A 13,578-nucleotide genomic window follows, 5' to 3' on the forward strand; every position below is an offset into this window, starting at 1 on the left:
GTGCGCTGCGGGCTGCGGTCGGGGGGTATTATAAAGGAGCTAAATGTTAATTACCGCAACACATAAACAAAAACACCACCGGGATTACCGATGGTGTCGTGAATGTCGTGCCGGAACTTACTTGCCGGTCTGGCGTTTCCTGCCGGTGGTGTGGGTCACCTGCGTTTCGCTACCCCCTTCAATAACCACCTTGCGCTGGTTAGAGAGTTTGTAGTTCAGTCCCAGAAGATGGCGTGCCTGACGGTTCGATTTCATGTTAACTCCTCAATCCTGTTGATAGTTTTAAGGACAAGTTTGCTTCCGCAAACGAAATGTAACCCCTTAGGTTGCAGATCCAGCTTAGCAGGTTTTTACAAAGGTGCCCTTTGCCCGCTGACAACGTAGTTAATGGTTTGCTGGTAGATGTCACTGAGGATGTCATTGTCCGTGGCTTCCACCCACCTGGTCAGTTCCATCAAAATGTCATCTTCAGTTACAACACCGTGCTCGGCGTGAAGACCCTGTGCAATCGCGTTAACGAGTTCAGGTTGTGCTGCTGTGGTATGTGCCGGGTAATAAGTAAACATGCTGCCTCCGTGTCGTTCTCTGTTTAATGTTACGGCGTGCAAAATCTTAATTCACATTCAGAGTGACAAATATTTTTGCCGTTGTGGCTCAGATTCGTCCTGGAAATAAAAATATCACATCCCGTAGCACAGAAATAAAATTTAGGGTTTCCAGCGGCGTAAATTAGTTGTTTTTTCATAAGGCATTGGGGAAGGCCATGAGATCAATTCCACAATGCTGCCCCATGGCGTTTGACCATAGCAGAAAGCATTCCCTTCACCCTGTTCATCCGGAAAAGAGAGCGGCTTCGGCTTAGTAAACATCTCACCACCGGCAGCGGTAAATGCCGCTATGGCGTGTTCAAAATCATCAACATAAACAGCAAAATGCTGCAAGCCGAAGTCGCTGGCGCGGGCGGGCATGCCCTGTTCTGGGCCGTGCATTTCAAAGAGTTCTATACCGGGCCCGTGGGGCATGGCGAGCATGCGGATGGCGCGGATTTTTGTGCCGGGGAAGAGCCTTAAGGTGTGTTGCTGGGCAGACTGGTCAATATTATCGGTTTCAGCATCGACAGAGTGATATAAAACCCGCGCGCCGAAAGCTTGTTCAAAAAATAAGGTGGCTTTTTCAATGTCGGGCACCGTAATACCAATATGGTCGATGCCCCTTACTGACGAATGCATATATATCTCCTGCTATAAAAAAGTAAATATAGCAGGAGATAATCAGGTTATTACCACTTCATTTCGCCGGTGTTTACTTTGGCGCTCAGCTCCAGCGAGCTCGCTTCAGCCAGCTCCGGCCACTGTTTTTTCATCGTGCTGATTACGCCAGCTGAATCCTTATGTGAGGTGAGGGCCTGTTCAAACTGCTGAAGATAGCGGCGGGTAAAGTCGATAGCGCCCGTTCCCGCAGGCGGTGTCCCCAGGTAGTGGCCCGGGATCACGCGCTCTGGCTTAAGCGCCGCCATGTTATCCAGCGTCTGCTGCCACTGCTGGCGGCTCGCTTTGGTCTGGGTGTCTGCCGTCCAGACGTGAATGCCCCACGAAACGCCGGTACCGCCAAGGATAGTTTTCGCGGACGGGATCCAGACGTACGCCGCGTAGCTTTCAGGCTCTTCAATGTTGACCCGCTCACCGTCAATCATGAAGGTGGTGGACGCAATCACCTGCGGCACGACAAGCCGGGTCGGCGCGCCGTCTTTCATCTGCGGTCCCCAGAAGGCGAGCTTGGCGTCCTTAGTGGCCCTGATGTGGTCCACCACCTGCTGCGTGGCCACCACTTTGGCGTTCGGGAAGGCTTTCACCAGCGGCTGCAGGCCGAAGTAGAAATCCGGATCGCCGGAAGTGATAACGATTTTGTTCAGCGTTTTTCCGCTGCGGCGAATTTTCTCCACCAGCGCCTCGCCGTCCTTTACGCTGAACTGCGCGTCAAACAGTACCGCCTCTTTCGGGCCGGAAACGAGCGTGGAGGAGACGGCAAAAATGCCCTTTTCCTGCGGGTTATAGGTATCGATGGTTAACGGCGCGGCAAACGCAGCCGGAGCGAAAAGGGTACACAGCATAGCAAGGCGGGCGATCTTCATAGTCTTATCTCTGTTCTTCAGGAAAGTCTCTATTGTACGGATCTCTGCATTTGCCAGAATTCCTGAAACAGGAGATGCTTAGTTTCATAAATCGAGCAAATGGAGGTCAGAATGGATCGCGTCATTGCCGCCCAGGTGTACAACCGCATCTGCGAGCTGGGAAGTTTGAGCGCGGCGGCACGGGCTTTGGGGATCTCCCGCCCGATGGTTAGCCGCTACCTTGAACAGATGGAAAAGTGGGCCGGCGCGCGGCTGGTAAACCGCTCCACCCGCAAGCTGACGCTGACGGCGGCGGGGGAAAAGGTGCTCCAGAAAACGCGCACGCTCTCGCAAATTTCCCAGGAAATTGAAGGTCAGTCGGTGAAGGATTCGCCTTCCGGCACGCTGCGTGTCGCCTGCGCGCACTTCACCGCCATCCAGCTGATCGCCCCGATTCTGCCTGACCTGCTGCAGCGCTATCCGCAGCTGCGCGTTGAGCTGGACGTGAATAATCATCCCGTGAGCCTGGTGGGGGAGCGGATCGACGTGGCGATCCGCATCACCGATAGCCCCGAGCCGGGCATGATTGCCCGCAGGCTGGGGGAGTGTCGGTCCGTGCTGTGCGCCTCGCCGCGCTACCTTGCAGCCCGGGGCGTCCCCGGGCGGCTGGAGGATCTGGCGCAGCACAACTGCCTGCACTACAGCTTTTTTGCCGGGCAGTCGTGGCGTTTTATTTCGCCTGAAGGCGAGACGATTTCGACGGCCGTCAGCGGCAACCTCAGCGCCAGCATCTCGTCCCTGCTGATGGAGGCGGCGATAAACCACTGCGGCATCGCCATGCTGCCCGAACGTGAGGCCGACGCGGCGCTACGGCAGGGTAGCCTGGTGCCGGTGCTTAGCGCCTATACGCCAAAACCGATCGCTATTTTTGGCATTTATCAGTCGCGTGACTACCAGCCTGCGGCGCAGCGGGTGTTTCTTGACGCGCTGGCGAACGGCCTTGCGTCGCGATCGGACTAGTCTGTCTTCCCTGCAAAACGGATTAGGCGTCCTATACTTAACCCTTTGTAAGCCAAAAGGAGAGCAATAATGACGATTCATAAGCACGGTTCAGCACACTGGTCTGGCGACATTAAGCGCGGGAAAGGCACGGTATCGACGGAAAGCGGCGTCCTTAACCAGCAACCTTACGGCTTTAACACCCGTTTTGAGGGCGAAAAAGGGACAAACCCGGAAGAGCTGATTGGCGCGGCGCACGCGGCCTGTTTCTCAATGGCGCTATCGCTGATGCTGGGCGAAGCGGGCTATACCGCAGACTCCATTGATACCACGGCGGATGTCTCCCTGGATAAAACCGACGGCGGTTTTGCCATCAGCAAGGTCGCGCTACAGAGCAAGGTGACGGTACCGGGTATCGATCCGCAGCAGTTTGACGGCATCATCCAGAAAGCGAAGACGGGCTGTCCGGTTTCGCAGCTGCTCAAGGCTGAAATCACCCTGGACTATAAGCTCAACTGACTCGCAGCCGGGCATCCGCCCGGCTCATTTTAACCGTTACGCCAGCAGCGCACGCGCGTGCTCCCCGATGAGGCCAGCAGCGCCTGCGGCTGCTCACATCCCTTCGCCGCCAGCGGGCAGCGGTCCCGGAAATAGCACCCGACGGGCAGATGACGATTGCCGGGCAGATCGGTCTTTCTGAGCGCCAGCGCTTCATCGAGCGGTTCACCGGTGCGGGGAACGGAGTCAAGCAGCAGTTGCGTATAGGGATGACGGGGATGGTTCAGCACCCGATCCGCCGTACCCAGCTCCACGATTTGCCCCAGATACATCACCGCCACGCGGTCGCTCATGTGCCGGACCACCGAAACGTTATGCGAGATCAGCACAAACGTCAGGTTTCGCTGCCGTTGCAGGGTGACCAGCAAGTTGAGGATCTGCGCCTGAACGGAGATATCCAGCGCGCTGGTGGGTTCATCCAGCACGATAATGTCCGGGTTCGAAGAGAGGGCTCGGGCAATGGCGATGCGCTGGCGCTGTCCGCCGGAAAAGGCGTGCGGGAGGCGGTCAAGGTATTCCGGGCGGATCCCCACCTGCTGCGCCAGCTCCGCGGCCAGCTGGCGACGTTCCCGCTCGCTGCGCCGCTGCTGGATCCACACCGGTTCGGTGATGATGCGCCAGACGGGAAGCCGCGGATCGAGAGACGAAAGGGGATCCTGAAATACCATCTGCATGCCGCCCGCCCCGTTCGCGCGCTGGCAGGCCCCGGCGCTCGGTTTGAGCATGCCCATCAGCAGCTGTGCCAGGGTGCTCTTGCCGCAGCCAGATTCCCCCACAATGCCCAGCGTTTCGCCGCGATGGATCTGCAAATCGAGGCCGTTCAGGGCGTGCACACGTTCCGTCACGCGCCCCAGCCAGTTTTTACGCGCCGGAAAGTTCACGTGCACGTCATCCAGTTCAAGCAGTATTTCAGACATGGCGCGACTCCTGTTGTGGATACCAGCAGGCGGCCTGCTGACCCTCCGCGCCCGTCGTCAGCAGGGGCGGCGTTTCGCCACACTTCGCACCGGCCGCAAAGCAGCGCTCGCGGAAGGCACATCCGCGCGGCAGGTGGCTGAGGTTCGGCACCGTGCCGGGAATGGCCGGAAGTATTTCACGCGGCTCGCCGTTTTCCGGGGCGCAGCGCAGCAGGCCAATCGAGTAAGGGTGAACCGGACGCTGAATCAGGGCCCGGGTGCTGCCGCTTTCGATAACGCTGCCCGCGTACATGACGTACATACGATCGCAAAGCTGAGACACCACCGCCATGTCGTGGCTGATAAACAGCACCGACGTCCCGCTGGCGCGGGCCTTATGCTTCAGCAGGCGCAGCACCTGGAGCTGCACGGTCACGTCCAGCGCGGTGGTCGGTTCATCGGCGATGATAAGCTCCGGCTCGCAGGAAAAGGCGAGGGCGATCATCACCCGCTGGCGCATGCCGCCGGATAGCTCAAACGGATAGCGCTCCATCACCTGCGCCGCATCCGGGATTTGCATCTCGCCCAGCAGGGAGATTGCCTTCTGCTGCGCCTCGCGGCGGGAAAGCGGCTGATGCTGGCTGATAACCTCCACCATCTGCTTCCCGATTCGCCGCGTGGGATTGAGCGCCGTCATCGGCTCCTGGAATATCATCGCCACCTTTGCGCCGCGCCACTGGCGGAGCTGTTTTTCCGACGCGTTCAGCACGTCTTCACCGAGAAGCGTGATGCGTCCGTGGTGTACGCGATAGCTGCCTTCCGGCAGCAGACGCATCGCCAGCATCGCGGTGACCGATTTCCCCGAGCCGGATTCGCCCACCACGCCGACAATTTCGCCCCGGCCAATCTCCAGCGAGACGTGGTTAAGCGCGTGAACCTCACCGCGAAAAATGGGGAAGCTCAGGTGCAAATCTTCAATCGATAATACGGCATCACTCATGACTGCCTCCCTCCTGATTTAGGATCCAGCAGGTCGCGCAGACCGTCGCCGAACAGATTAAACCCGACCGCCGTGATCAGGATTGCCGCTCCCGGAAACGCGCAGTACCACCACTGGTCGAGCACGTAGTTGCGGCCCACGGCCACCATCGCCCCCCATTCGGCGGTAGGTTGCTGCGCGCCCAGTCCAATAAAGCCCAGCGTGGCGGCCATCAGGATCGCGCTGCCGATATCCAGCGAGGCCTGCACGATCAGCGGCGGCAGGGCGTTACGCAGGATATGCCAGGCGATCAGGTGCCAGCGCGATGCGCCAAAGGTGCGTGCGGCCTGCACGTAGGTAAACTGGCGCACCACCAGCGTCTGCCCGCGCGCCAGCCGCACGTAAAACGGAATGCGCACGATCGCAATCGCCAGCATGGTGTTAAACAGGCTTGGGCCGAGCGCGGCGGCCAGCGCCATCGTCAGCACCAGCGAGGGGATCGAGAGCATAACGTCCATTATGCGCATAATAACGGCGTCGCCGCGCCCGCCGAGCACGCCGGACAGGCAGCCGAGCAGGGAGCCAATACCGCCCGCTATCGCCACCACCGCCAGACCCGCCGTGATGGACTGCTGGCTGCCCACCAGCACGCGGCTGAACAGATCCCGGCCCACCTCATCGGTGCCAAACCAGTGCTGTGCCGACGGGGCCTGCAGGCGCGCGGTCAGATCCAGCGCGTTCGGATCGTGCGGCACAATCCAGGGCGAGACGACCATCAGCAGCAGCATCAGGATCATAATTACGCCGCCGGCCAGCGTGAGCGGGCTTTTTCGCAATGTCCAGAACAGCTTTGCCCAGCTGACGCGCCGTTTTGCGGTGCTGACGGGCGCGGGCGTTTCCTGAGTTAACATCATTCGGCACCTCCGCGCCCGATTCGCGGGTCGATCCACAGGTACAGCAGATCCACCACCAGATTAACGAAGACATACGCCAGCGATACCACGACCGCGAAGCCCATGACGGCGGGGAAGTCCAGCGCCTGAATGGAGGTCACTACCCAGGCACCCATTCCCGGCCAGGCAAACACGGTTTCGGTAAGCACCGCCCCGTACAGCAGATCGCCCAGCGCCAGGCCAAGCACGGTTATGGAGGGGATCATGGCGTTGGGTAAGGCATAGCGCAGCACGATGTACCAGCCCGGCAGCCCGCTGGCGCGGGCGGTACGAATGTAATCCTCGCTCAGCTGCTCCAGCATCGCGGAGCGCACCTGACGCGCCACAATCCCCAGGTGCACGAAAGCCAGGGTCAGGGAGGGTAAAATCAGGTGCTGAAGGGCGTCGAAAAACACCTCGCCGTTGCCTTCCAGCAGGGCGTCCAGCAGATAAAAGCCGGTAACGTGGGCGGGCGGATCGAGCCAGTCGTCCAGCCTGCCGCCGCCGGGCAGGATCTGCAGCTGACCGTAGAACAGTACGATAACCCCCAGCCCCAGCCAGAAGGCGGGGGTCGAGATGCCGGTCATCGCCATCAGCCGCACCAGATGATCCAGCCAGCGGTTACGGTATACCGCCGATAAAATGCCCAGCGGCACGCCGGCCATCAGCGCCAGCAGGAGGGAGCAGAAGGCCAGCTCCAGCGTGGCGGGAAAGAAGGCCTTCAAATCTTCCGCAACGGGGCGTCCGGTGCGTATGGACGTGCCTAAATCGCCGTGCGCCAGCGCCTCAACATAGCGGCCGAACTGGATATAGAGCGGCCTGTCCAGCCCCAGCTGCTGGCGGATGCCCTGCACGATGTCGTCGCTGGCGCGATCGCCGGCCAGCAGGCGGGCCGGATCGCCGGGGATCAGGTGTGAAATAATAAAGGTAATAATGCAGACACCAGCCACCACCAGGATTAATCCCCAGCAGCGCTGGCGCACGATGCTCCAGAACGTCATACGCTTCCCCCCGGCGTGGGCCGTTACTTACTCATGGTGGCGATGTTAAAGACCTGCTCAAGCATCGGATTAAAGGTGAAGCCTTTGACCTCTTTGTTCATCGCCAGCTGGTAGTTCTTCTGGAACAGATAAACGTAAGCCGCCTCGTCAATGACCACCTTTTGCGCCTGCTGGTAGCTGCGGGCGCGCTCCGCCTGGTCCGTGGTTTTCAGCGCCGCCTGCAGTAGCGCGTCAACTTCCCTGTTCTCATAGAACGAGCGGTTGCCCGGCAGCCCCTTTTTGTCCGACTCGAACCAGTAGTTCATAAACATGTACGGGTCGGCGAAGTCCGGGCTCCAGTTGCCGATGGCAATGTCATAGTCGCCTTTGCCCACGCGGTCGCGCATGGTGGCGTTGGCCAGTTTCTCCAGCCTGACGTTAATGCCCAGCTTGCCGAGGCTCGCCTGGGTGGAGAGGGCGATGGGCTCCCAGTTCGGGTCGTTATCCGAGTAAAGGAACGTCAGGCTGGCCGGTTTGTCTTTCACCTTTTCCAGCGCCGCCCTGGCTTTGGCTTCGTCAAAGCTGTACTGCATGGCGTTCGCATCGAAGCCCCACATGCCGTCCGGGATCGGGCCGCGCATCTGCTTGCCGTTCCCGCTGAGAATGCCTTTCACCATCCCCTGATAATCGGTCGCCCAGGAGACCGCGCGGCGCAATTCCACCTGATTCATCGGGGCCTTACCGTTGTTAAGATAGAGATAGGTCACGCGCAGGGACGGATACTCCGCCACGGCCACTTTGCCTTCCTGCTTCAGGGCGGCAAGCTGATCCACCGGCAGCGCGTCGGCTATGTCCAGATCGCCACGGGAAAGCTGAAGGCGACGCGACGCGCTTTCGCCAATAATTTTCACCGCTACGCGCTTAAAGTGCGGCTTTTCGCCCGGCCAGTGCGGGTTAGGCACCATTACCAGCTGCTGACCCTTGCGCCAGCTTTTCAGCATAAACGGGCCGGAACCGGCGGTGTTTTGCGCCAGGAAACCGCGAGCATCGTCGGCGGCATTGGCCTTCAGCACCGCCGGGTTGACGATCGACGCGCCGTCGTTGGCCAGCGTATACAGGAACGGGGCAAACGGCTGGCTGAGGGTGAACTTCACGGTGTGCTCATCCACCGCTTCCACCTTTAAATCTTTCGGAAACGCCTCGGACGGCCCCTGGCCGATTTTCAGTAGGCGCTCAAACGACAGCTTGACCGCTTCGGCGGTTACCGGCGTGCCGTCGGAAAACCTTGCGTTATCCGCCAGGGTGAACGTCCACGCCTTCCGATCCTCCGAGGCGTTCCAGCCCGTCGCCAGATCGCCTTCCACCTCCGTGGTGCCCGGCTTGTATTTCACCAGCCTCTGGTAGGAGGGATAGGTCACCGTCCAGTCGTTATTGTCGATAGTTACCGCCGGATCGAGCGTTTGCGGGTCGGCGGCCTTGCCAATCACCAGCATATCTTTTGGCACAGCCGCCAGCGCGAGCGGGGCGCTCAGGGCGAGCGTAGCGGCAATCAGGGTCGTAAGCAGCGTTGTTTTCATGGCCGGGCTCCAGAATTAGAGTGAGTGTGTGGTCGTAAAACAGGCGAACTGGTCATCCAGCAGCGGATAGCCTGCGGCGTTCGGCAGTTCGAAATGCCACCACTCGCTGCTGATGCCCACAAAACCGCCGCCGGACATCACGGCGTTAAGAAGCAGCCGGTTGCGCTGCGCCTCGGGCGGTACGGAAGGGTGCCAGGCGTGGGAACGCTCGTGCATGTCGTCAAAGCCGGCCCCCATATCCAGCACGTTGTCGTGTTCGTCCATGAGCGTGACGTCAACGGCGGTGCCCCGGCTGTGGTTAGATCCAACCGCCACGTCCACGACGTATTCCGGATTCGGGCAGGCATCCCAGAGCTGCGCCTGCGCCTGCTGGGGGCGGTAGGCGTCGTAGACCACCAGCTTCAGTCCGGCCAGCGCGGCGATGCTGATGGCCTTTGCCAGCGCGGTGGCGGCATCCGTATGCAGCAGACACGTAGCCTGCTGGTAGATCGGGCGGCCGGTGATGTTGTCGGCGGTCGCGTATTTCAGATCGATATGCAGCGTGGGAAAGGTTTTCGCCACGTCAATCAGCTGATTCTCTTCGGGCATAGCTCCGCTCCTTTAGCGTTCGAATTGACCAAACTCTTGTTGTAACTGTCGGTTGATTGCCAGACGCTCCGGCAGCGCATCCCCCAGCGCCTCCACCACGCCCGACAGCAGCAGGTTGAACAGGCAGCTCACGGGCGCCAGCGAATCCCAGAAATGGCCGGTATCGGTCTTCACCTGGAGTAAATCAATCGGGTAATCCCGCGCCCACGGGCACCAGATATCGGTGATCAGCGCCATCGGCAGCCCTTTTTCACTCGCCACGCGGCAGTACTGACGGGCAATGGCGGAGTAGGCGCGGGTATCCGTCAGCACGATATACGGGTGCGCAAAGCCGGAGTTAAGCGACTCCACCCAGCTGCCGGAGAGCCCTTCGGAATAGCTCACGCGCGGGCGCAGATATTCAAGATGGCTGAAGAACGCGTTGGCGATCCCGCGCGTGGACTGGATCCCCAGCACGAAGACGGCGTCAGCATGGGTAAGCCGCTGAACGACCTGTCTGAACGTCTCGCTTTGCGCCAGCTGATAGACGTGGGCAATAGCATCCACCTCCAGCGAGAGGGAGCGCTGAACGCGATCCGACAGCGGCTGCTGCTGCTTCCAGGAGTCGAGGCGCTCGTTAATGCCCCAGGGCTGGCGGGGATCGCGCAGGCTTTTTTTGGCATCGTCCAGGTTGCGGTAGCCCAGCTTGCGCAGAAAGCGTCCGACGGTGATGCCGCTGGTAGCGGTTGCCAGCGCCACGCTCTCTGCCGTTTCAAACGGGATCTGCTCGACGTGCGCCAGCATCCAGCTCGCCACCCGCTTTTCGCTCGGGGTGAGCTGGCTGAAGGTTCCCTCGATACGGCTCAGCACCTCAGGTTTTGTCGTCATACCGCCTCGCTGTTAACCGGCTGTCAAAGTCCCGATGTTTGTTACCTGATTAACAATGCAGGATGCGTGCCATACTCACACTGCGGCGAAAGCGCGCTGTGCTGCAAAGTTAATGCAATATTTAATTAACGAATGAACAACATTTGTGCAGCGTAGTTCACTTTTGGTGCAGCGCAGGATCTGACGGCTATCTATTTAGTGAATACGTCAGTCTCTTCACATTTTTTGGTAAGATGGCGGCACTATGCACAAGAGAGGGAGCCTCACATGGCGAATTTGCCCTGGCGGGTCAGCGTGCGCCTGATGGCTCTCGCAAAAAAACTGGCGATCGTCGTCGGGATCGTTCTGATCGTGCTGCTTTCGGTGCGCGTATATCTTTCACAGCAGGGGCCGGCGCTGCATTCGTGGCACACCTGGCGGGCAGACGAGATGTCTATGCGCGAGATGGACAACGCGAGCTTTGCGCAGTACCTCACGCGTGAAAATGCCATCTTCAGCGATCTCGATAGCGAGGTGACGGCGAAAGCAACGGCGGAGGAGCGCACGCCGCTTAACCGCTACTACCGCCAGAGCCTGGTGTGGCCCGGCCAGTTTTCCCCGGATGCCAACCGATCCTTTGTCCTGAAGCCTGACGGAAAACCGCGCGGGGCGGTGGTGCTGCTGCACGGGCTGACGGATTCGCCCTACAGCGTCAGGCATCTGGCCCTGCATTATCAAACGCGCGGCTTCGTGGCCGTGGTCCCTCGCTTGCCCGGTCACGGCACCGCGCCCGGCGCGCTGACGGACGTTGACTGGGAGGCGTGGCTGGCGGCAACGCGTCTGGCGGTGCGCGAGGCGACGCGCCTGGCGGGTAACGATGTTCCCCTGCACCTGGTGGGCTACTCCAACGGCGGGGCGCTGGCGATGAAATATGCCCTCGACTCGCTTGATGCGCCTGAACTGCGCAAGCCTCAGCAGATCGTTTTGCTGTCGCCAATGATTGGCGTCACGGCATTTGCCCGCTTTGCCGGGTTCGCCGGGCTGCCGGCCATGCTGCCGGCGTTTGCCAAAGCCGCGTGGCTCAACGTTTCGCCCGAATACAATCCTTACAAATACAACTCGTTCCCGGTGAACGCGGCGCGCCAGTCGTGGCTGTTGACCCAGGCGCTGCATGAGCAGATCGGCCGCGCCGCCCGGGAACACCGGCTGGCGCAGCTGCCACCGGTTCTCGCGTTCCAGTCGATCATGGATTCAACGGTCAGTACCCGCGCGGTGGTCACCGGGCTGTTTGACCAGCTCCCGGCTAACGGCAGCGAGCTGGTGGTTATTGACATCAACCAGGCCGGGAGCTTTCGCCCGCTGTTTAAGCCCGCTTCCTGGGCCGCGCTGGCCGACCTGCTGCCCGAGGCTCAAAGGCGTTACAGTGTCACGATTATTACCAACGCCAGCGCCGACAGTTACCAGACGGTCGCGAAAACGACGCCCGCGGGAAGCACGCGGGAGACGGCAATCCCGCTGCCGGTTACCTATCCGCGCGAGGTCTACTCTCTGTCGCACGTTGCCATTCCGTTCCCTCCCGATGACGATCTTTATGGCCGCCAGCCTGCGATAAAAAATCACTATGGTATTAGCCTCGGGACCATTGCCCTGCGGGGGGGAGACCTCGGTGCTGAGCGTCGGCAAAGATGCGCTGATGCGCGTGACGTCAAACCCGTTCTACGACTATATGCAGGCGCGTATCGACAGCCGTATCGGGGATTAGTAGTACCGGCGCGGAATAGATTAGGTCACGCCGTGGAACTGTGTTAAACAGTACGGTCCAGGCGTATACCTCATATCGGACCCCGTTTCTGTGCTGACAACTCTCATTTATCGAAGCCAGCTGAGCTTAACCTGCACCGTTGCAGAGTTAAGCGCGCTGGTTGAACGGGCCAGGATCCGCAACACGGAGCAGGGCATCTCCGGCATTCTTCTCTCCAGCGGCCGGGACGTTTTGCAAATTCTCGAAGGGACAGAAGAGAACGTGGTCGCGCTTTTTAAGACCATTCGCGAAGACAGCCGCCATCACGGCGTGGTCGAGCTGATGCGCGATTACGGTCCGCGCAGGCGTTTCGACAATGTCGGAATGCTGCTGTTTGACATTCAGGCCCGAACCCGGAAGGCGGTTCTGGAGTCGGTACTGCACTACAGCAAGCTGGAAAGCTATCTCACGTCTGACGATCGGGTGTTTAAATTCATCCAGACGTTTATCGTCGGCAAATCCTCTCCTCAACCGACGGCACAGTATGAACCCGAAAAATGGACGCTCTCGCGGGAAGGTACGCCGTTCGGCAACGGGTTAGGCCTGTTGGCGGGTCAGACCTGCCAGTTTGCGCTGCAGCCGATTATCGAGCCGTCCGAGGGCAAAATTAGCTCTCTTGAGGCCCTCATTCGCGGCAACGACGGCGGCAGCCCGGAGCAGTTCTTTCGTACGCTCGACCCCTCGCGGATCTACGAAACCGACCTGCAAACCAAGGCCTGGACCTTCGCGCTGGCAGAAAAGCTGGGCATTGGCAGCCACAAGCTGGCCGTCAACCTGCTGCCGATGTCGCTGGTTAACGTCCCCGGTGCGGTAGCGTTTCTGGTGGCGCAGATCAAAAAGCACGGCCTTCAGCCCGAGCAGGTGGTCATCGAAGTGACCGAAAGCGAAATGATTTCCGGGTTCAACCAGTTTAACAGCGCCATTAAGCAGCTCCGTGCGGAGGGGGTCGGGCTGGCCATAGATGATTTCGGTTCCGGCTATGCCGGGCTGTCGCTGCTTACCCGGTTCCAGCCGGACAAGCTCAAAATCGACAGGGAGATCGTCAGCGATATCCACCTGAGCGGGCCAAAGCAGGCGATTGTTAAGTCGATAGTCAGCTGCTGTACCGATCTGGAAATTACCCTGGTGGCGGAAGGCATCGAGAAGATTGAAGAGTGGTGCTGGCTTGAATCCGCCGGCATTCGCCGCTTTCAGGGCTTTTTGTTCTCACGTCCGCAGCTGAATGGCGTGGGCGACATTTACTGGCCTCACCTGAAGCGATAAGCAAAATTTCCCCACGCTTATTTCCCGGACCTGTCACCTGTGCTTAAAT

At 59.8% G+C, this 13,578-nt stretch carries 14 protein-coding genes and 1 pseudogene; 4 read left to right on the plus strand and 11 right to left on the minus strand.

Going from position 1 to position 13,578, the window contains the following annotated elements; genetic code table 11:
- Positions 1-117: 117 nt before the first annotated feature.
- The 4 genes from sra to HWQ14_RS16085 form a co-directional block, all read right to left on the minus strand.
- On the minus strand, positions 118-255 hold the full coding sequence (gene sra / locus HWQ14_RS16070) for a stationary-phase-induced ribosome-associated protein (protein ID WP_176610278.1): 138 nt from the start codon (positions 253-255) through the stop codon (positions 118-120).
- A 95-nt stretch (positions 256-350) separates the two neighbouring features.
- Entirely contained in the window at positions 351-566 is a 216-nt protein-coding gene (gene bdm / locus HWQ14_RS16075; RefSeq protein ID WP_148419808.1) for a biofilm-dependent modulation protein, read from the minus strand.
- A gap of 141 nt (positions 567-707) precedes the next feature.
- Entirely contained in the window at positions 708-1,229 is a 522-nt protein-coding gene (locus tag HWQ14_RS16080) for a VOC family protein (RefSeq protein ID WP_176610279.1), read from the minus strand.
- Between the two features lie 50 nt (positions 1,230-1,279).
- On the minus strand, positions 1,280-2,131 hold the full coding sequence (locus HWQ14_RS16085) for a Vmh family MBL fold metallo-hydrolase (RefSeq protein WP_176610280.1): 852 nt from the start codon (positions 2,129-2,131) through the stop codon (positions 1,280-1,282).
- A 111-nt stretch (positions 2,132-2,242) separates the two neighbouring features.
- Here HWQ14_RS16085 and HWQ14_RS16090 point away from each other — a divergent pair, with 111 nt between their 5' ends.
- Together HWQ14_RS16090 and HWQ14_RS16095 are read left to right on the plus strand one after the other, a co-directional pair.
- Positions 2,243-3,130 (plus strand): LysR family transcriptional regulator, encoded by an 888-nt coding sequence (locus tag HWQ14_RS16090; RefSeq protein WP_245166410.1) that lies wholly within the window; start codon positions 2,243-2,245, stop codon positions 3,128-3,130.
- A 69-nt stretch (positions 3,131-3,199) separates the two neighbouring features.
- Positions 3,200-3,628 carry an OsmC family protein gene (locus HWQ14_RS16095; RefSeq protein ID WP_176610282.1) on the plus strand — a complete coding sequence of 143 codons (429 nt, stop codon included), beginning with the start codon at positions 3,200-3,202 and terminating at the stop codon, positions 3,626-3,628.
- 29 nt (positions 3,629-3,657) lie between these two features.
- Here the strand turns inward: HWQ14_RS16095 and HWQ14_RS16100 are convergent, their stop codons facing one another.
- From HWQ14_RS16100 to HWQ14_RS16130, 7 genes are read right to left on the minus strand one after another with little or no spacing between them, the layout of a single operon-like run.
- Positions 3,658-4,584 (minus strand): oligopeptide/dipeptide ABC transporter ATP-binding protein, encoded by a 927-nt coding sequence (locus HWQ14_RS16100; RefSeq protein WP_176610283.1) that lies wholly within the window; start codon positions 4,582-4,584, stop codon positions 3,658-3,660.
- Positions 4,577-5,563 carry an ABC transporter ATP-binding protein gene (locus tag HWQ14_RS16105; protein ID WP_176610284.1) on the minus strand — a complete coding sequence of 329 codons (987 nt, stop codon included), beginning with the start codon at positions 5,561-5,563 and terminating at the stop codon, positions 4,577-4,579. Before HWQ14_RS16105 ends, HWQ14_RS16100 begins: the two co-directional genes overlap by 8 nt.
- Complete coding sequence (gene ddpC, locus HWQ14_RS16110; RefSeq protein WP_176610285.1) at positions 5,560-6,456, minus strand: D,D-dipeptide ABC transporter permease; 897 nt, start codon at positions 6,454-6,456, stop codon at positions 5,560-5,562. The genes HWQ14_RS16105 and ddpC overlap by 4 nt, the downstream gene beginning before the upstream one ends.
- On the minus strand, positions 6,453-7,475 hold the full coding sequence (locus tag HWQ14_RS16115; RefSeq protein ID WP_176610286.1) for an ABC transporter permease: 1,023 nt from the start codon (positions 7,473-7,475) through the stop codon (positions 6,453-6,455). The genes ddpC and HWQ14_RS16115 overlap by 4 nt, the downstream gene beginning before the upstream one ends.
- Before the next feature lie 23 nt (positions 7,476-7,498).
- Positions 7,499-9,031, minus strand: coding sequence for an ABC transporter substrate-binding protein (locus HWQ14_RS16120; RefSeq protein ID WP_176610287.1), 1,533 nt, complete (start codon positions 9,029-9,031; stop codon positions 7,499-7,501).
- Positions 9,032-9,046: 15 nt separating this feature from the next.
- Positions 9,047-9,619, minus strand: coding sequence for a D-alanyl-D-alanine dipeptidase (ddpX, locus tag HWQ14_RS16125; protein WP_148419817.1), 573 nt, complete (start codon positions 9,617-9,619; stop codon positions 9,047-9,049).
- Between the two features lie 12 nt (positions 9,620-9,631).
- Positions 9,632-10,486, minus strand: coding sequence for a MurR/RpiR family transcriptional regulator (locus HWQ14_RS16130; protein WP_176610288.1), 855 nt, complete (start codon positions 10,484-10,486; stop codon positions 9,632-9,634).
- 267 nt (positions 10,487-10,753) lie between these two features.
- On the opposite strand from HWQ14_RS16130, the pseudogene HWQ14_RS16135 reads away from it, so the two are divergent.
- Positions 10,754-12,227, plus strand: a pseudogene (locus tag HWQ14_RS16135) (alpha/beta hydrolase).
- A gap of 90 nt (positions 12,228-12,317) precedes the next feature.
- Positions 12,318-13,529, plus strand: a complete 1,212-nt coding sequence (locus HWQ14_RS16140; protein WP_176610290.1) for a diguanylate phosphodiesterase — start codon at positions 12,318-12,320, stop codon at positions 13,527-13,529.
- Positions 13,530-13,578 lie beyond the last annotated feature (49 nt).

This window comes from Enterobacter cloacae (assembly GCF_013375935.1).
Lineage (GTDB): Bacteria > Pseudomonadota > Gammaproteobacteria > Enterobacterales > Enterobacteriaceae > Enterobacter > Enterobacter pasteurii.